Source organism: Actinomadura rugatobispora (genome assembly GCF_055379765.1).
This window is the reverse complement of sequence record NZ_AP029191.1, coordinates 4,982,188-4,998,966: the sequence shown is the minus strand read 5'-3', so window position 1 is coordinate 4,998,966 and position 16,779 is coordinate 4,982,188. Positions and strand designations below refer to the sequence as shown.

Here is a 16,779-nt window from a genome sequence, read left to right as displayed (position 1 = left end):
CCCCATCCTGCCCGACCGCCGATCGGGGTGGCGGACGGGGTTCCACCCCAGCCGGTCCAGGTGCCGCAGCGCGGACGTCCCGGCCAGCCGCCACACCACGGCTCGCGAAAGCGGTACATTCCCACCACGGCGCGGTGACATCGGATCAGCCCTTCGGGTAGTGCTCCTCCTTGCCCTCCGGCGGGACGAGATACGCCTCCCCATCGATGATCTTGGCCACGGGCTCGTGCACCACGATCTCGCGCGGCGCGGCGAGCACGTCCGCGACCGTCTCGTACCCGGCCAGCTCCGACAGCGTCGCGAGCGTCGGCGGCATCAGGAACCACTCGCCGCGGGACGCCCGCTCGACCGCCTCGGCGGGCCGCACCCACGCCACCTGGTCGGCCTCGGTGCTGACGTCGCGGGCCCGCTGCCCGTCCGGCATCCCGGCGACGAAGAACCGGGTGTCGTACCGCTTGGACTCCACGAGCGGGGTGATCCAGTGCGCCCAGGGACGCAGCAGGTCGGTGCGCAGGACCAGGCCGCGCCGGTCCAGGAACTGCCCGAACGACAGCGAACGGTCCAGGAGCGCCTGCCGGTCGGCCTCCCAGTCCTCGCCCCTGGTGTCGTCCACGACCGACGCCTCGGTGGGCCCGGCCAGCAGGACCAGCGTCTCCTCGAACGTCTCGCGGACCGCCGCGCAGACCAGTTCGCGCGCGACGGTCTCGCTCGCCTTGAACGCCGCACCCCATTCCGCGGGGGAGGGCCCCGACCACGCGAGCACCGCCTCGCCGTCGCGCGGGTCGACCGAGCCGCCGGGGAAGACGTAGGCGCCGGGGGCGAAGTCCATGGACACCACCCGGCGCAGCAGGAAGGCCTGCAGCCCGTACCGCGCGTGGTCGCGCAGGACGACGACGGTCGCCGCGTCGCGCGCGGACACCGGCTCGATCTTGCCGGCCTGGATGTCCTCGATCCGCTCCCGCATCTCCTTCGGGAGCTTCAGCCCGTTCACCATCGCCCGTCCCCGCAACTGATCCTCATGGCGGCCAATTCGGACATACCGAATGTCATTCCGTCAAGCCCCGCCCCCGGGAACCAGAGGGCAGGGGCAAGGGCCCGCCGTGAGATCGGCGTACGACCCGGACGCAATCTCACGGCGGGCATCTGCGGACGGCGCGTCGTCCGCGCCCTCTCCCGGCGCCGCGCGGCACCGGGACGCGTGCGGTCCGGCGGTCACCGCGCCTCGGAGGTCAGGAGACCTCGGCGATCAGTTCCACCTCGACCGGGACGTTGCTGGGCAGCACGGCCACCCCGACCGCGCTGCGGGCGTGCCTGCCCGCGTCGCCGAAGATCTCGCCGAGCAGATCGCTGGCGCCGTTGATCACCTTGGGCTGGCCGTAGAAGTCGGGGGCGCTGGCGACGAAGCCGACGACCTTGACGATCCTGACGACCCTCGACAGCTCGCCCAGCTCCGCCTTGAGCGCCGCGACGCAGTTGAGCGCGCAGATCCGCGCCTGCTCGACGGCCTGGTCCAGGTCGACCTCGGCGCCCACCTTGCCGAGCACGCGCAGCTCGCCCTTGACGAACGGGACCTGCCCCGAGGTGTAGACCAGGTTCCCGGTCCGCAGGGTCGGGACGTACGAGGCCACCGGCGCGACGGGTTCGGGCAGCTCCAGCCCGAGTTCGCTGATCCGCTCTTCGGGCGTGCCCACCCTCACTGCTCCAGTTCGCGCTTGAAGTAGGCCACGAGGTTCTCGGGGTTGGGCCCCGGCAGGACCGTGACGAGCTCCCACCCGTCCTGGCCCCAGTTGTCAAGGATCTGCTTGGTCGCGTGGACCAGCAGCGGAACGGTCGCGTACTCCCACTTCTTCATGCCGCTCAGCCTAGCGATCCCCCCTCCCCGCACAGCGCCTCCACGGCCCGCGCCGCCGCCCCTGGCTCAGACGGCCACGGCCCACACCCGTCTAGGGCAAGCCGGAACCAGGGGCCGCCTGGTCATCCGTTCCCGGTCGGCCGGGGGAGCGTCCGTCCGATCAGGACTCGCGATGGGGAGCTTCCGCGGTCTCTCCGTCCGGCCGCTGCCCTTGGCCGCGCCCGGCGGCGACGCCACGCTCATCCCCACCGGCGCCCTCGCCGGTAGCCGCCGCCTCAGCCTCCGAGGTGGACGAGCCGGACTCCAGTCCGGGCGTCCGCTGCTTGGGCGCCCTGGGCTCGTCCAGGCCGATCACCGGGGGCACGTCCTCGGCCGAGCCGAGGGCGGACGGCTCCTCCGCCGCCTTGAGCAGGTCCTGCTCGGCCTTGGCGAGACGTTCGCCCAGCCCCGGACGGTCCTTCTGGGCGCTCTCCCCGGCTGCTTCGGCCGGGCCGCCCGCCATCCGGTCGAAGAACCGGAGGACCTCCACCGGCAGCGGCATGACCAGCGTGCTGTTCCGCTCGGCGGACACCTCCACGACCGTCTGCAGCAGCCGCAGCTGCAGCGCGGCCGGGTCCTGCGACATGATCTCCGCGGCCGCGGCCAGCCGCTTGGACGCCTGGAACTCGCCGTCGGCGGTGATGATCCGGGCGCGGCGCTCCCGTTCCGCCTCCGCCTGGCGGGCCATCGACCGCTTCATGCCCTCGGGCAGCGAGACGTCCTTGATCTCGACCCGTTCGATCCGGATCCCCCAGGGGGCGTCGGTGATCTCGTCCATGATCCCGCGCAGCCGCAGGTTGATCTTCTCGCGCTCGCCGAGCAGCTCCTGCATGTCGGTCTGCCCGATCACCGAGCGCAGCGAGGTCTGCCCGATCTGGGAGACCGCGTAGCTGTAGTTCTGGACGTTCACGATGGCCTTCACCGGATCGATCACGCGGAAGTAGACGACCGCGTCGACCCGGACGCTCACGTTGTCCTGGGTGATCCCCTCCTGCCCCGGGACGTTCATCGTGACCGTCTGCTGGTTGACCTTCTGCATGCGTTCCACGAACGGGACGATGAGGGTGAGCCCCGGGCCGCGCAGCGCGCTGGGCCGGAGCCGCCCGCCGCGCTGCACCTGGCCGAACCGGAACACGATGCCGTGCTCGAACTGCTGGACGACCCGCAGCGACGACGCCGCCCCGATCAGCACCAGCACCCCGAGGACGAGGATGAGGAGGGCTACCGCTTCCATCACGGGCACCTTTCACGCGAGGGTGGTCCCGGGCCGTCTGAGACCCGGGAGGCCGGCCGTTCGCGCGGGAGGTCCGGCCTTGGGAGGCAGCCCCTGAAGCCGGCCGCCCCCGGCCCGACGACCGGTTGCACGTTTTCCAGCTAACCTCCTGGGCACGGCGGAGAACAGGGGTAGGGGGGATCGTTCCTGGAACGGCCCCTGGAACCGTGTCAGGAATCACTTGCATGAGGCGGGGCACCCTCTAAAAGTCCTTGCCGAGCGAACGATATGGTCGATCGGGTGAGCGCGAGAGACACCGACTGGGACGGCGTACGCCTCCACGTGGTCACGGGCAAGGGCGGGACCGGCAAGACCACGGTCGCCGCCGCGCTGGCCCTTGCGCTGGCCGCCGGCGGCCGGAAGGTGCTCCTGGTCGAGGTCGAGGGCCGGCAGGGCATCGCCCAGCTGTTCGACTGCCCCCCGCTGCCGTACGAGGAGCGCCGGGTGGCCGTCGCCCCGGACGGCGGGGACGTCTACGCGCTCGCGATCGACACCGAGGAGGCGCTCCTCGAGTACCTCGAGATGTTCTACAACCTCAAGCGGGCCGGCAAGGCGATGTCCAAGCTGGGCGTGGTCGACTTCGTCACCACGATCGCCCCCGGGCTCCGCGACGTGATCCTCACCGGCAAGACCGCGGAGGCGGTGCGGCGCCGGGCCAAGGACGGCTCGTACGTGTACGACGCGGTGGTCATGGACGCCCCGCCCACCGGCCGGATCACCAAGTTCCTGAACGTCAACGAGGAGGTCTCCGGGCTGGCCAAGGTCGGCCCGGTCCGCAACCACGCCGACACGGTGATGAAGGTGGTCCGCAGCCCCGAGACCGCCGTGCACTTCGTCACGCTCCTGGAGGAGATGCCGGTCCAGGAGACGATGGACGGTGTCCACGACCTCACCGAGGTCGGCCTCCCCGTCGGCGGCGTCATGATCAACATGGAGCATCCGCCGATGCTGGGCGCCGACGCGCTGGCCGCGGCCGCCGCCGGATCCCTCGACCGGGACGAGATCATCCGCGGGGTGAAGGCCGCCGGCCTGGAGCACGACGCCGAGTCGATCGCGGTCGCGCTGGCCGCCGAGGCCACCGAGCACGCCCGCCGCACCGCGATGCAGGCCGGCGAGAAGGAGCGCCTGGAGTCGGTCGACCGCCCGCGCTACTCCCTTCCGCTCCTGTCGGACGGCATGGACCTCGCCGGCCTGTACGACCTGGCCGAGTCCCTGCGGGCCCAGGGCGCCGCGTGACCTCCGGGGCCGGGGCGCCGACGCGCTCTCCAGAGACGAACGGAAGGGGCCGCCCGAGATGAGCCCGACCGCGAAGACCCCGCCCGTCCTGGACGTGGACGCCCTGATCGACGACCCGCGCACCAAGATCATCGTGTGCTGCGGCTCCGGCGGCGTCGGGAAGACCACCACGGCCGCCGCCCTCGGCGTCCGCGCCGCCGAACGGGGCCGCGACGTCGTCGTGCTGACCGTCGACCCGGCCCGCCGCCTGGCGCAGTCGATGGGCCTGTCCGAGCTGGACAACAATCCGCGCCGCATCGAGATCGACGGCGACGGCGAGCTGCACGCGATGATGCTCGACATGAAGCGGACCTTCGACGAGATCGTCGAGGCGCACGCCGACCCCGACCGGGCCAAGCAGATCCTGTCCAACCCCTTCTACCAGTCGCTGTCGTCGTCCCTGTCCGGGACGCAGGAGTACATGGCGATGGAGAAGCTCGGCCAGCTGCACCGTTCGGGCGCGTGGGACCTCATCATCGTCGACACGCCGCCGTCCCGGAACGCGCTGGACTTCCTGGACGCCCCCGAACGCATGGGCCGCTTCCTGGACAGCCGCTTCATGAAGCTCCTGGCGGCCCCCGCCAAGACCGGCGGCCGCCTCGGCGTGAAGGTCCTCAGCGCGGGCTTCGGCATGTTCACCGGCGTCATCAACAAGGTGCTCGGCGTCCAGCTGCTCCGCGACGTGCAGACGTTCGTCGCCGCCTTCGACACGATGTTCGGCGGCTTCCGCGAACGCGCCGAGAAGACCTTCAAGCTGCTCCAGACACCGGGCACCGCCTTCCTGGTGGTCGCCGCCCCCGAGCCCGACGCCCTCCGCGAGGCCTCCTACTTCGTGGAACGCCTCGCCGAGGAGCGCATGCCGCTGGCCGGCCTGGTCGTGAACCGCGTCCACGAGGCCGCCACCGACGCGCTGTCCGCCGCACGCAGCCAGGCCGCGGCCGAGAATCTGGAGGAACGCGGCGAACACACCCTGACCGCGGCCCTCCTCCGCATGCACACCGCCCGCATGCAACTGGCGGCCCGCGAGGAACGCCTCCGCGAGCACTTCGCCTCGACCCACCCCACGGTGCCCATCACCGCCGTCCCCGCCCAGGCCGAAGACGTCCACGACCTGGACGGCCTACGCCGAGTAGGCCAGGACCTCTCCACCCAACAAGCCGCCTGACAAAGGCACGTCCCGCACCGAGCCGGACACGCCATCCCAGGACGCACAGCACTCCCGCCGCCACACCACACGCCCTCCCACCAAGACACGGCACGGCGCGAGGCGACCCGCACGTCCGTGAGCGCGACGGGAAGGCGGCGCCGCCGAGTGACAAGCAGGACGACTCCACGCGCGCGGGGACATGGCACGCATGCCTTGGAGCGCCTCACCGAGGACACGGCCCGGGGTGGACATAGGGGATCAAAGCGGCGGCCTCGGGCTAAACGGGCACCCCGTGGCCGGATCCGGCCACGACGGGTTACGGACCAGAAAGGCACCACATACGGCCGACCAATACCGGCTCGCCATCCCCGTGATCGCCTCATCGCGATGCGCTTCGCTCGCCGCCGGAGGCATCGCCCGTCACCCGGAGCCCCCGCGTCCGGCACCGGGAGAACCCGCGCGACGGACGCGAGAGGACGCCGCGCCGCGTCCCGCACACGCCTCCGCGCGCATGGCGGGCGGACATGAGCGTGGGCCCGCACTCAACCAACGAGTGCGGGCCCACGACCCACTGATCAAGACCTTGAACTTCGCCGAACCGCGCCTCTGCCCCTCAGGGCCGCATCCGATCGCCGCCGGCCGGCACACCGGTCAACTGGCGACGAGTTCACTCTCGTCGGGTTCGACCGAGCGCTCGTACTCCTCCTTGGCGGTTTCCAGCAGGTCGCGCCACGAGCGCACATCCGGACGCCGCCGTAGCAGGGCACGTCGCTCCCGCTCGGTCATGCCGCCCCAGACGCCGAACTCGATCCGGTTGTCCAGAGCGTCCGCTAGACACTCCGTCCGCACCGGGCAGCCGCGGCAGATGAGCTTGGCTCGGTTCTGCGCCGCCCCCTGCACGAACAAGGCATCTGGATCCGCGTTACGGCAGGCGGCGCGGGCGGTCCAATCCGTGATCCACATCTTGGCCCCACTCCCCTAGGGTCTGTGTCGATTTGCGCTCCTTGGCCAGACGGGCGCGGACGTCAGGCCGCCAAACGAAAGCCGTGGGGAAGAACTTACGGAAGCGAGGGAGGATCCACCACTCCCCGATGGGCCCATTCTCGATATAGCCCTCCAGGGCCATACCGCCGGAACGGACTAGTTACCTTTGCTTGACGCGCGAGCCGCGCGCCTGGTTGACACCAAACCGAGGATCGTTCGGGCGAGCCGGGCGCACACCGTCGTACCGGACAGACACACCGCCCACCCCCGTCAACGCCGACCCGAACCCGAGCGCACCACCCACCCGGCCGCACGCTCCGCGCACACGTGGGCACTCCGCGGTTCACTGCCGCGGCCACGACCCCATCGTCCCGCACCGACGACCGGGGCGGATGGGAAACCGGCAATCCGGTCCCCGTGACCAGGCGTCATGGCCTGCGTCAGGCAACACTGAGCACGGACAAACAACAACGAACAACCACACCGAACGCACCCGGCCCGCGCCCCGAACCCGCCACCCACCAGCAGGATCACCGCCCGAGCGCACGCCGCCGCCCGAGCCCGCACACGCCGCCTCCGCCGGACGTGTCCCGTATGCACTGGTCATCCCCGCGTACCCTAGAGCGCGTGCACGGTGCAAAAGAGAATCGGCGGCAGGCCTTCTCCACGCTGTTCCGGCTCCTGGGAGCGGGTGTCGTCGCGGGCGTCCTGGTCGCGTTCATCGCGCTGCCCGGTGTCGGGAGCGCGGGACTCACCGCGCGCGACGCCGCGAACAACTTCGAGAGCATGGAAGGCGAGCTGAAGACGTCGCCGCCGTCGGAGAAGACGGTGATGTACGACGCCAACGGCAAGGAGATCGCCCGGTTCTTCGACAAGTACCGCGAATCGGTCCGCCTCGACCAGGTCAACCAGGTCATGCGGCAGGCCATCATCGACATCGAGGACTCGCGCTTCTACGAGCACGGCGCGCTCGACCTCAAGGGCACCATCCGCGCGATGGCGACCAACGCCAACTCCGAGCAGACCCAGGGCGGGTCCACGCTCACGCAGCAGTACGTGAAGAACCTCCTGGTCGACAACGCCAAGACCGAGGAGGAGTACCTCGACGCCACCGCGCCCACGGTCGGCCGCAAGCTGCGCGAGCTCCGCTACGCGCTCGACCTCGAACAGCGCCTCACCAAGGACCAGATCCTCGAGGGCTACCTGAACGTCGCCTACTTCGGCGCGGGCGCGTACGGCGTGCAGGCCGCGGCCAAGCGCTACTTCAGCAAGCCCGCCACCCAGCTCTCCCTGGAGCAGGCCGCGCTGCTGGCCGGCATCACCCAGAACCCGACCGCGTTCGACCCGATCCGCAACCCCGACGCCGCCCGCAAGCGCCGCGACATCGTCCTCTACCGGATGGTGCAGCTGCAGCACATCACCAAGCAGCAGGCCGACGCGGCCGCCGCCAAGCCCATCGAGCTCAACAAGACCGAGCCGGTGGGCGGGTGCGAGACGAGCAAGGCGCCGTACTTCTGCGAGTACGTGAAGTACGACATGCTGCAGATCCTGTCCGGCGGCAAGTACTGGCAGATGAAGCCGAAGCAGCGGCAGGACATCGTCAACAAACTCAACCGCGGCGGCTACACGATCCGCACCACGCTCGACATGAAGGCGCAGAACTCGGTCGACCGGGCGCTGCGCGGCAACGTCGCGCCCGGCGGCAACCGGGTCGGCGCGGAGGCGATGGTCGAGCCCGGCACCGGTCACGTCAAGGCGATCGGGGTGAGCAAGCGGTTCGGCGCCGGCAAGGGCCGCACCACCATCAACCTGGCGGCCGACTCGGCGCACGGCGGCGGCAGCGGCGTCTCCGCGGGCTCGACGTTCAAGGTGTTCACGCTGGCCGCCGCGCTCGACCAGGGCATCCCGGTCAGCACCAGCATCAACTCGCCGGAGACCACGAGCATCAGCGGCTTCCAGCCGTGCAAGTACACCGGCATGTTCAACGGCAAGAAGTACGACAACGAGTGGCTCGGCGGCGGCCCGTGGCCCTCGGTCTCCAACGCCGGTGACAGCGAGGCGGGCAACTTCAACCTGAAGACCGGCACCTGGCACTCGGTCAACACCTTCTACGCCTACCTGGAGAAGCGCGTCGGGGTGTGCAACTCGGTGAAGATGGCCGAGAAGTTCGGCATGAAGCGCGCCGACGGCAACCCGATCGCGCCGCTCCCGTCCCAGGTCCTCGGCGTGAACGACATCGACATGGTGCACCTGGCCGCCGCCTACGCCGGCTTCGGCGCCCGCGGCAAGTACTGCGCGCCGGTCTCGGTCGTGGACGTGGTCGACTCCGAGGGCAAGAAGGTCAAGCTGCCCAAGGCGGACTGCCGCCAGGTCGTGGACGAGGCCGTGGCCGACAAGGTGAACAACATCCTGCAGGGCGTCCTGACGCAGGGCACCGCGAAGGGACGCGGCATCGGCCGTCCCGCCGCCGCCAAGACCGGCACGTGCGAGGCCCACAGCTGCGCGGTCTTCGCCGGGCACACCCCGAACATGGCCGCCGCGACCGCGTACTGGGACTTCCGCGGCCCCTGGCGCTACAAGGTGTACGGCGTGTACGGCGCCGACACCCCGGGCGCCATGTGGCAGCAGAGCATGCGCGGCGCCCTGGCCGACAAGCCCTCGCCCGGGTTCGCCACCCCGACCCGCGACTTCGGCGACACCATCCGGGTGCCGGACGTGAAGGGCATGTCGGTCGGCGCCGCCACGGCCCGCCTCAAGGCCGCCGAGCTGGAGGTGAAGGTCTCGCCGCGGCCCATCGAGTCGGACGCGCCTCGCGGGTCCGTGGCGTCCACGTCACCGGGCGCCCAGACCGAGGTCGGCCCCGGCACCACCGTGATCATCTATCCGAGCAACGGCAGCCGCAGGAACGACGGCTGGCCCGGCCGCCGCCCCAACGAACCGGGCTTCCGCTGGCCCTGGGAGAACTGACGGAGGTCGCCCTGCGGGGCGCGGAGGGCGCCCTACCGGGCGCCCTCCAGCCTCAACCCCCCGCAAGCTGCCGCTTGACCTCGCCGGCCACCCGGCCGCCCTCGGCCCTCCCTGCGACCTTCGGATTCACAACCTTCATGACCTGACCCATCGCCCTCGGCCCCTCGGCCCCCGTCTCGGCGATCGCCTCCGCGACCAGCGCGGCCAGCTCCTCGTCGCCGAGCTGGGCGGGCAGGTACTCCTCCAGGACCTCGCCCTCGTCCCGCTCGGCCCGCGCCTGCGCCTCCCGGCCGGCGTCGTCGAACGCCGTGGCCGCCTCGCGGCGCTTCTTGGCCTCGCGGGTCAGCACCTTCACGACGTCGTCGTCGGACAGCTCGCGGGCCCGCCTGCCGGCGACCTCCTCGTTCTTCACCGCGGTGAGGGCCATGCGCAGGGTGCGGGTCCGCACCTCGTCACGGGCCTTCATCGCGACCGAAAGGTCGGTTTCCAGCTTCTCCTTCAGGGCACTCATGGTCACAATCATGCCCGTCCGGTCTCCCAGGTCTCACCAGGATTACCGTCGTACGCGACACTGCCCGATTCTGGGAGCATATGAGGTGTCGGGTTCGGTGCCTTGGAGGGAGAACCGTGCGAAAGCTCTACGCCCTGCCCCTTGGGATGGCGGGCGCCGGCGCGGCCACGTTCGGCTACGCGTCGGTCGTCGAGCGGAACTGGTTCCGCCTGCGCCGCTTCGACGTGCCCGTCCTGGCCCCGGGACGCCCCTCCGTGAAGATCCTGCACATCTCCGACGCCCACCTCACCCCGGGCCGGAAGCGCCTGATCAACTGGGTCCGCTCCCTCGACGCCCTGGAACCCGACCTGGTCGTCAACACCGGCGACACCCTCGCCCACCGCGACGCGATCGGCCCCTTCCTGGACGCCCTGGGCCCCCTCCTCGACCGTCCGGGCGTCTTCGTGTACGGCTCGAACGACCTCTACTCGCCGATCTTCAAGAACCCCACCCGCTACATCTGGCGCACCAGCAAGTCCGATTACAAGAAGCGCCGCCGCGAGCCCGACCTCCCGTACCGCGAACTGGGCTCCTCCCTCATGGCCGCCGGCTGGCTCGACCTCAACAACCGGATCGGCCGCCTCAAGGTCGGCGAGCTCGACGTGGAGTTCGGCGGGATCGACGACTCCCACATCAACCGCGACCGCTACGACAAGATCGCCGGCCCGGTCGACCCGCAGGCCGACGTCCACCTGGGCGTCATGCACTCCCCGGAACCCCGCAACCTCGACCGCTTCGCCGTCGACGGCTACGACCTCCTCCTCGCCGGCCACACCCACGGCGGCCAGGTCTGCGTCCCCTTCTACGGCGCCCTGGCCACCAACTGCGGCATCGACCGCCCCCGGGTCAAGGGCCTGCACCGCCACCGCGGCTCCTGGCTCCACGTCTCCGCGGGCCTCGGAACCTCCCCGATGGCCCCGATCCGCTTCTGCTGCCCACCCGAAGCATCCCTCCTCACCCTCGTCCCCCGCTAAATAGGGACGCAGCACCCCCAGACATCCGCTAAAGTGGACGAGGCGCCGGGAGGCACGTACGACTCCCGGGCAGCCACCACCGGGGTGTAGCGCAGCTTGGCAGCGCGCTTCGTTCGGGACGAAGAGGTCGTGGGTTCAAATCCCGCCACCCCGACAGAAACCGCCAGGTCAGAGGCCGGTTCTCCAAACAGGAGGCCGGCCTCAAGATCTTTTGTCCGCGATTCGTCCGTGGGACTGAACCTCCACCCACGAACACCGTCCGTCCCGGACCAGCACCCACCGAACACCCATCTCCCCCGTTACCTTTCACGTCCCCGCCTCGGGGGGAGCCAAGTCACCCGGCCCGGCATGGCTCAGGCTTCCTGTCGCAGGCATGATCCGGGAGGTGTTGTCACCGGGCCGGGGTGGCGTCGGTGGACCGCTCATAGGGACAAGACACCGTCTGTGACGAGGGAATCGTTCGCCATAACGTGGCTGCCGGCAACCGTCGCCAGAGCTGTGACCAGGCCGAACACAGCCCCCGAGGGAGGTGGAGCGTGAATGGCGAATATGCGGTGTTCTGGGTCTGGACGTGGGCAAGGGCGAATACCTGCCCGGCCTGACGATGCGCCGCCCGGCCGACCTTCACCCGGGCAACGCCAAGACCGACGCCCGCGCCTCCCGCACACCCTCCGACGAGTTGACACCGGCCAGGAGGCCCTGGCCTAGCGGGAAGTCCTCGTCGGGCTTGACGATGACCTGGCCGGGGGAGGCGACCAGGCTGGCCAACCGGCCTGCGGACTGCCGGTCACCATCCACCCCGCCCTGGAGATGGCCCTGGGACCGTGACAGCACCGCCCCGCCGCCCTGGAACTGCTCATCGCCTTCGACGGCCCGGATGGTCTGCGTACCGCCAGCCGCGACCAGCTGCTGGCCACCGCCAAGCCGCTGGCACCCCAGATGGCCGGACGGCTGATGGAGTCGTCCTGGCCGCGCTGGAGGCCCAGGCCGTGATCGTCCCCGACACACGGCAGCATCGACCGTCCTGCCGCACCTGGCCCGCTCGCTGCGAACGGTGCACGAGCAACGCGAACAGGTCGCAGTGCAGGTGTAGAAGACTTCTGATGCGCACCCTCTTGCCAAGGTCCTGATCTCGATGCCCCGGCTCGGGATCAGAACCGCCGCAAGGATTCGCTGGAGATCGGCGACATTGCCGCCGTCTCCACTCCCGGACACCTGGCGGCCTACGCTGGACTCGCCCCATCACTCGCCGATCCGGCTCCTCCATCAAGGGCGAACACCCGCCCAAGGGCGGCAACAAGACCCTGAAACGCGCCATACTACTCGCCGCGTTCGCCTCCCCTGTCCGACATGGGAACAGGGCCCTTCTGCCACGGCGACCGAAGGTCGAGCACAGCGCGGCCCGCACTGCCACGCTGTGCCGGGAGTTGGCAGTGGGGTAGTCGATGGGCCGGGTCGAATGCGCGCTGGTCAATGCCGCCGCGGAGGCGTTCCACTCAAAGCTGAAGATCAAGTTTTGCGCACCGGCCGCGACCCGCGCCGAAGCGCATCAAATTCTCGACCTTGATCAGTGACCTTCTACAACACACCGGAGACACCGCCAACCACGGACTCGATCTGATCACGCGCCAACGCCAGACGGCTGAGCGGCGGAGAGCATCAACCGGCCCGGCCCGGCTCGGAGCCGAGGTCGCATTACACCGCCTCCACGTTCTCCTCTCTCGCACCGCAGATCAGAGCGTCGAGTCGCCACAGCGACCGTGAGCTGTACGTGATTGTCGCCTGCCTGCTTCCCAAAGGTTCGACCACCTCCGGCCAAGACCTGCACGCCCCTGCAGCGTGATGCCTTGGCGCCCAGTATGTAGCCATGGGCGGCTATGAGGCTCTGGGGCAGGACGAGACGAATTCACAGAGACCACCAACCAGGAGTTTGGGAAGTACGCCGGAACCACTGCTTCCAACGTGCCTCCGCCACAACCATCGGCAGCAGGGCTTCACCTCCGGAGGCAACCGCTCCACCAGGTGCAGCGAGAGCGCTAGCAAAGCAGGCATACCGCGCTGTCGAGTTGAGCCGGCGCACCAGCACTGGCGCTCGCCTCATGCTTCCGGCGTGGGGTAGCGAAGCTCGGCGCGTACTCTCCGGAAGCTGCAGAGCATGCCTTGCCGAGGGCCGACATCCGAATCACTAGCAAAACACCTCCAGGGTTCGTCAGGTCGGATGCCTCTAGCCGGTTGACTTCTCGTCGTAGATCATCTAGCTACACGGTCGCCTTCACAGTGAATCCGAGGTCCACAGCACTGGCTGATCGACAATGTACTCTATGCAACGTTTGTGCAGGTCAGCCATGATTTCGAATCCTGGATTGCAATCCGTTCACGCAATCTGCTAGCGTTGGGCTATCGTAGGCTGGACTACGGAAGGAAGCTCGCACATGGCCCCCCGAAACTCCCGGACGGCACACCCCGCTGTCTCTCAGCAGATCGAGCAGATGCTCAGAGCGCGAAGCATTGAGTTCGACTTCGAGCCCAACGTGCAGATCTCCGAGATCCGTGACGCTGAAGGAAACCAGGTGCGCCTGACTGAGCATCGCGCTCCAAAGGACCAGATCACCCGGTACGCCGTCGCGATGAAGCACGGCGCACAGTTCCCCGCGATCGTCCTGAACGACCGACTGGAGCGCATCGACGGCAATACGCGTCTTGAGGCCCGCATCAGGAACGGCGACACGACCATCCCCGCGTACATCTGCCACGGACTTACGCCGTTGGAAGCGCGCTCTCTCTCAGTTGAGCTCAACCAGTCCAATGGCCTTGCCATGACCGAACAGGAAATCCGCAGGTTCGTGGACGGTGCTGTTCTGGAAGGCCAGCACGCGGACATCCGGAGTTTGTCCCGGATGACTGGCGTGAGCGACACAAAGATCGCACGTTGGATCGCCGAGACCCAGTTTAAAGCGCGGGCAGGACGTGAGGGCATCGAGGACCGGCACGTAAACGTGCTGCCCCCAAGCACTCGAGCCGCCCTCCACGCGGCACGCCTAGCCACCGTCTTCCGCGCCATTACCCAACTTGCCGCCGAGGCGCGTATTCCGGCGGCCGAGGCTAAGAAGGTCGTCGCTAAGGCGAACGCCGCCCCATCGGAGTCGGAGGCGCTGACCATCGTCGCAGCCGAGCGCGATGCTCGCCTGGAGGAAATCCGGGCCGTCGGGTCCGGTTTCAGTCCCCGCAACAACCGACGCTCCCAAGGGTCGGCCCAACACATTGGCGGTCTGGTCCGCTTCGAGGTTGACGACCTGCTGGACGTGGCCCCTGAGAAGCAGTTCGAGACATACCAGCGCATGAAGCTTCTTCGAGACCGGCTCAATGATGTAGTCCGGCGCGCCGAGGAAGAGTGGAACCTGACGCCGCCAAGCGACGAGACAGAGGGTCGGTTCAGCGACCAGTCCGACTAAACCACCGGCGCCGCGGCCGACATCTCCGGCTAGTCGCGCTAGCTCCACCTAGGGCTCCGAGAGAGGAAGACTTCATGCACCCTGCAGCCTCGGCTCAGACCGAGAGCAAACTCGCTGCCCGCCATGTGCGCTACGTGTTCGAACCGAACCTTGCCATCCATCAGATCCGCGATGTCGAAGGTAACCAGGTTCGCTTGAGTGAACACCGGGCACCAAAAGCGATGGTAGATCGTTACGCAGAACAGATGAGGGCCGGAGCAATCTTCCCTGCCATCGTCGTCAGCGACAGGTTCGAGATCGTGGACGGCAACAGCCGCTGGATGGCCTGCCGGCGCAACAAATCGGAAACAATCGCCGCCTACATCTGTTCGGACATCTCTGCGCTCCAAGCACGATCGCTGTCCGTAGAACTCAATCAAACGCACGGCCTCTCAATGACAGACGAGGAGATCCGCGCATTCGTAACGGGCGCTGTCGACGAAGGGCAGGTGCTCGACACAAAGGCATACTCTCGTATGACAGGGGTCAAGGCGTCTCGGCTTGCCCGGTGGGTGGCCGCCGAACACTTCGCCCTGCGAGCGGCCCGGGACGGTCTGGCCACCGAACAGCTGAAAGACCTGGCCGATAGCGCACGCGCAGCACTGAACGTGGCAAAGCTAGAGACTGTCTTCGTGCAGGCTACAACCCTTGCCATGGATGCGAGGGTCCCCGCTGCGCACCTCAGGCGGATCATCACCGAGGCCAATGCCGCACCTTCAGAAGCGGAAGCCATCGAGGTAGTCACACGAGCCCGCGCAGCTCGATCCGAGGACATCAAGGCGATCGCGTCGGGGTTCAAGAGTACTCCCCGCAAGAGCAAGGGATCGGCGCTTCACATTAGCGGCTTGCTCCGCTTCGAGGTAGATGACCTTCTGGACGTCTCTCCAAACAAGCAAGCTGAGATGTTCACGCGGATGAGCCGTCTCCGGGGGCTACTCGACGGAGCGCTCACGCAAGCGCGGGTCGATTGGAACCTGGATGACTTCCCCTCGACCGAGCAGCTAGACTCTCCACAGTCGCGCGATCTCACGCATGTGAGATGATGGACCGATGCGAGAGACTGCGAACACTCAAGATCTCCCCCCCGACAACGCATCACGGTTGGCTATCTACGACGCCGTTCACGAGTACGTTGCAGATACCGATAGCTCAGCAATAACCGACATCGAGCTTTTTGGACGCGTAATCGGACGCCTACGCGTGCTTGTACCTCGTGAGCTGCATCTCGCTGGGGACAGCGAATACGTGAACGAAAAGGTCCAGGCCTGCGTGCAGGCAGGGATCCTCATCACGGGGATCGATAACGGAACACGGACTCTTAGCTTGACGGGGCGGCCGCCACTCGTCCGCTATCCCGACGGAGAAATTCGTAAATATACGCCAGGGCTCGAACCTGCACGCGAGCGACTCGACCGTGACAACACACGCCTAAGAGCAGCTGGATTTGACGTCCGAAAGTTCATCCCCAGTATCGCCGATAAGCCAGAGGGGGGCCCGTTTCAGGCACTGCTTTCCTCAATGCGCGAGCATGGATTCATGAAGCAGTTCCCCGTCGTTGAGTATGAGGACGGTACCATCGTTGATGGGCTGGCTCGTCGCCGGGCGGCTACAATCCTGCAGCTCGACGTCGAATATTTGAAGTACGGCTCTGAAAAGGAGCGAAAAGCTGCGCATTTGCGCGACATGCCGCTGAATCGTATCCTGATCGCAGTGCACAGTAACATTGGCCGCTTGCAAGGTGATGTCGTAGATGCTGTGCACGAGAGCGCTTCCGAGGTTACCGGCCGGGCCTGGGACGAAACGGCGGCCGACCTCGCGCTGACTCAAGAGTGGCGGCACTCAAGACCATCCGAGTACACGCCGAGGTTCGAGGTCACGAGACTCGCCTACCGCGAGGGTGAGGATCCGAAGGTCCAGGTCACGGCAGACCACAAAGTGATGGTGCGTTCGTTGGTGGAGGCCGGCGGGCTTGCGAGCTACAAGATCGACACGCAACTTAGCCGTCACGTGCCGTTCGAAAGAGCTCGCAGCGCATACAGCGGTGGGCGAAAGGCATACTTTGCACGGGCCGAAGACTTGATCGCAGGGATTACGGCGATGCAGCAGGAACGACGGGCAGCAAGGCGCAAGACGGATCCCGAGTGGGAGCAGATCCGTGAATGGCTCGTTCGTACCTTCGGACCCACACAAGACTGAACGAGGACACCCGTAAGCTGTCTAGCAATGA

At 68.0% G+C, this 16,779-nt stretch carries 15 protein-coding genes and 1 tRNA gene; 9 read left to right on the top strand and 7 right to left on the bottom strand.

Annotation, left to right across the window (positions count from 1 at the left end):
* Positions 1-145: 145 nt before the first annotated feature.
* The 4 genes from ACZ466_RS22110 to ACZ466_RS22095 form a co-directional block, all read right to left on the bottom strand.
* Entirely contained in the window at positions 146-994 is an 849-nt protein-coding gene (locus tag ACZ466_RS22110) for an NUDIX hydrolase (protein ID WP_378280675.1), read from the bottom strand.
* Positions 995-1,229: 235 nt separating this feature from the next.
* Positions 1,230-1,691, bottom strand: coding sequence for a RidA family protein (locus ACZ466_RS22105; RefSeq protein ID WP_378280674.1), 462 nt, complete (start codon positions 1,689-1,691; stop codon positions 1,230-1,232).
* Between the two features lie 2 nt (positions 1,692-1,693).
* On the bottom strand, positions 1,694-1,852 hold the full coding sequence (locus ACZ466_RS22100) for a DUF4177 domain-containing protein (protein ID WP_019633547.1): 159 nt from the start codon (positions 1,850-1,852) through the stop codon (positions 1,694-1,696).
* A gap of 160 nt (positions 1,853-2,012) precedes the next feature.
* Positions 2,013-3,125, bottom strand: a complete 1,113-nt coding sequence (locus ACZ466_RS22095; protein ID WP_378280673.1) for a slipin family protein — start codon at positions 3,123-3,125, stop codon at positions 2,013-2,015.
* A 279-nt stretch (positions 3,126-3,404) separates the two neighbouring features.
* Here ACZ466_RS22095 and bagA point away from each other — a divergent pair, with 279 nt between their 5' ends.
* A complete protein-coding gene (bagA, locus tag ACZ466_RS22090; RefSeq protein ID WP_378280672.1) occupies positions 3,405-4,400 on the top strand; it encodes an ArsA-related P-loop ATPase in 996 nt (331 codons plus the stop codon).
* Between the two features lie 58 nt (positions 4,401-4,458).
* On the top strand, positions 4,459-5,604 hold the full coding sequence (bagB, locus tag ACZ466_RS22085; protein ID WP_378280671.1) for an ArsA family ATPase: 1,146 nt from the start codon (positions 4,459-4,461) through the stop codon (positions 5,602-5,604).
* 633 nt (positions 5,605-6,237) lie between these two features.
* On the opposite strand, the gene ACZ466_RS22080 is transcribed toward bagB, so the two are convergent.
* Positions 6,238-6,549 carry a WhiB family transcriptional regulator gene (locus ACZ466_RS22080; RefSeq protein ID WP_378280670.1) on the bottom strand — a complete coding sequence of 104 codons (312 nt, stop codon included), beginning with the start codon at positions 6,547-6,549 and terminating at the stop codon, positions 6,238-6,240.
* 648 nt (positions 6,550-7,197) lie between these two features.
* Between ACZ466_RS22080 and ACZ466_RS22075 the strand changes: the two genes are divergently transcribed.
* Positions 7,198-9,537 (top strand): penicillin-binding protein, encoded by a 2,340-nt coding sequence (locus tag ACZ466_RS22075; protein WP_378280669.1) that lies wholly within the window; start codon positions 7,198-7,200, stop codon positions 9,535-9,537.
* A 52-nt stretch (positions 9,538-9,589) separates the two neighbouring features.
* Here the strand turns inward: ACZ466_RS22075 and ACZ466_RS22070 are convergent, their stop codons facing one another.
* Positions 9,590-10,048 carry a GatB/YqeY domain-containing protein gene (locus tag ACZ466_RS22070; RefSeq protein ID WP_378280668.1) on the bottom strand — a complete coding sequence of 153 codons (459 nt, stop codon included), beginning with the start codon at positions 10,046-10,048 and terminating at the stop codon, positions 9,590-9,592.
* A gap of 116 nt (positions 10,049-10,164) precedes the next feature.
* Between ACZ466_RS22070 and ACZ466_RS22065 the strand changes: the two genes are divergently transcribed.
* Both ACZ466_RS22065 and ACZ466_RS22060 read left to right on the top strand, forming a co-directional pair.
* Positions 10,165-11,061, top strand: coding sequence for a metallophosphoesterase (locus tag ACZ466_RS22065; RefSeq protein WP_378280667.1), 897 nt, complete (start codon positions 10,165-10,167; stop codon positions 11,059-11,061).
* Positions 11,062-11,141: 80 nt separating this feature from the next.
* Positions 11,142-11,215: transfer RNA gene (locus ACZ466_RS22060), tRNA-Pro, on the top strand.
* 470 nt (positions 11,216-11,685) lie between these two features.
* Here ACZ466_RS22060 and ACZ466_RS22055 read toward each other — a convergent pair.
* On the bottom strand, positions 11,686-11,895 hold the full coding sequence (locus tag ACZ466_RS22055) for a hypothetical protein (RefSeq protein ID WP_378280666.1): 210 nt from the start codon (positions 11,893-11,895) through the stop codon (positions 11,686-11,688).
* Between the two features lie 611 nt (positions 11,896-12,506).
* Here ACZ466_RS22055 and ACZ466_RS22050 point away from each other — a divergent pair.
* From ACZ466_RS22050 to ACZ466_RS22035, 4 genes are all read left to right on the top strand, one after another.
* Positions 12,507-12,635, top strand: coding sequence for a hypothetical protein (locus tag ACZ466_RS22050; protein WP_378280665.1), 129 nt, complete (start codon positions 12,507-12,509; stop codon positions 12,633-12,635).
* Between the two features lie 858 nt (positions 12,636-13,493).
* Positions 13,494-14,513 carry a hypothetical protein gene (locus ACZ466_RS22045; protein ID WP_378280664.1) on the top strand — a complete coding sequence of 340 codons (1,020 nt, stop codon included), beginning with the start codon at positions 13,494-13,496 and terminating at the stop codon, positions 14,511-14,513.
* Between the two features lie 74 nt (positions 14,514-14,587).
* Positions 14,588-15,595 carry a ParB N-terminal domain-containing protein gene (locus tag ACZ466_RS22040; RefSeq protein WP_378280663.1) on the top strand — a complete coding sequence of 336 codons (1,008 nt, stop codon included), beginning with the start codon at positions 14,588-14,590 and terminating at the stop codon, positions 15,593-15,595.
* 7 nt (positions 15,596-15,602) lie between these two features.
* Positions 15,603-16,748 (top strand): ParB N-terminal domain-containing protein, encoded by a 1,146-nt coding sequence (locus ACZ466_RS22035; protein ID WP_378280662.1) that lies wholly within the window; start codon positions 15,603-15,605, stop codon positions 16,746-16,748.
* Positions 16,749-16,779: the final 31 nt, after the last annotated feature.

Excerpts from the sequence above, each read along its gene's own strand:
- ACZ466_RS22110 (WP_378280675.1), bottom strand. The coding sequence starts at position 994 with ATGGTGAACGGGCTGAAGCTCCCGAAGGAGATGCGGGAGCGGATCGAG.
- ACZ466_RS22100 (WP_019633547.1), bottom strand. The coding sequence starts at position 1,852 with ATGAAGAAGTGGGAGTACGCGACCGTTCCGCTGCTGGTCCACGCGACC.
- ACZ466_RS22095 (WP_378280673.1), bottom strand. The coding sequence starts at position 3,125 with ATGGAAGCGGTAGCCCTCCTCATCCTCGTCCTCGGGGTGCTGGTGCTG.
- bagB (WP_378280671.1), top strand. The coding sequence starts at position 4,459 with ATGAGCCCGACCGCGAAGACCCCGCCCGTCCTGGACGTGGACGCCCTG.
- ACZ466_RS22080 (WP_378280670.1), bottom strand. The coding sequence starts at position 6,549 with ATGTGGATCACGGATTGGACCGCCCGCGCCGCCTGCCGTAACGCGGAT.
- ACZ466_RS22070 (WP_378280668.1), bottom strand. The coding sequence starts at position 10,048 with ATGAGTGCCCTGAAGGAGAAGCTGGAAACCGACCTTTCGGTCGCGATG.
- ACZ466_RS22050 (WP_378280665.1), top strand. The coding sequence starts at position 12,507 with ATGGGCCGGGTCGAATGCGCGCTGGTCAATGCCGCCGCGGAGGCGTTC.
- ACZ466_RS22045 (WP_378280664.1), top strand. The coding sequence starts at position 13,494 with ATGGCCCCCCGAAACTCCCGGACGGCACACCCCGCTGTCTCTCAGCAG.
- ACZ466_RS22040 (WP_378280663.1), top strand. The coding sequence starts at position 14,588 with ATGCACCCTGCAGCCTCGGCTCAGACCGAGAGCAAACTCGCTGCCCGC.
- ACZ466_RS22035 (WP_378280662.1), top strand. The coding sequence starts at position 15,603 with ATGCGAGAGACTGCGAACACTCAAGATCTCCCCCCCGACAACGCATCA.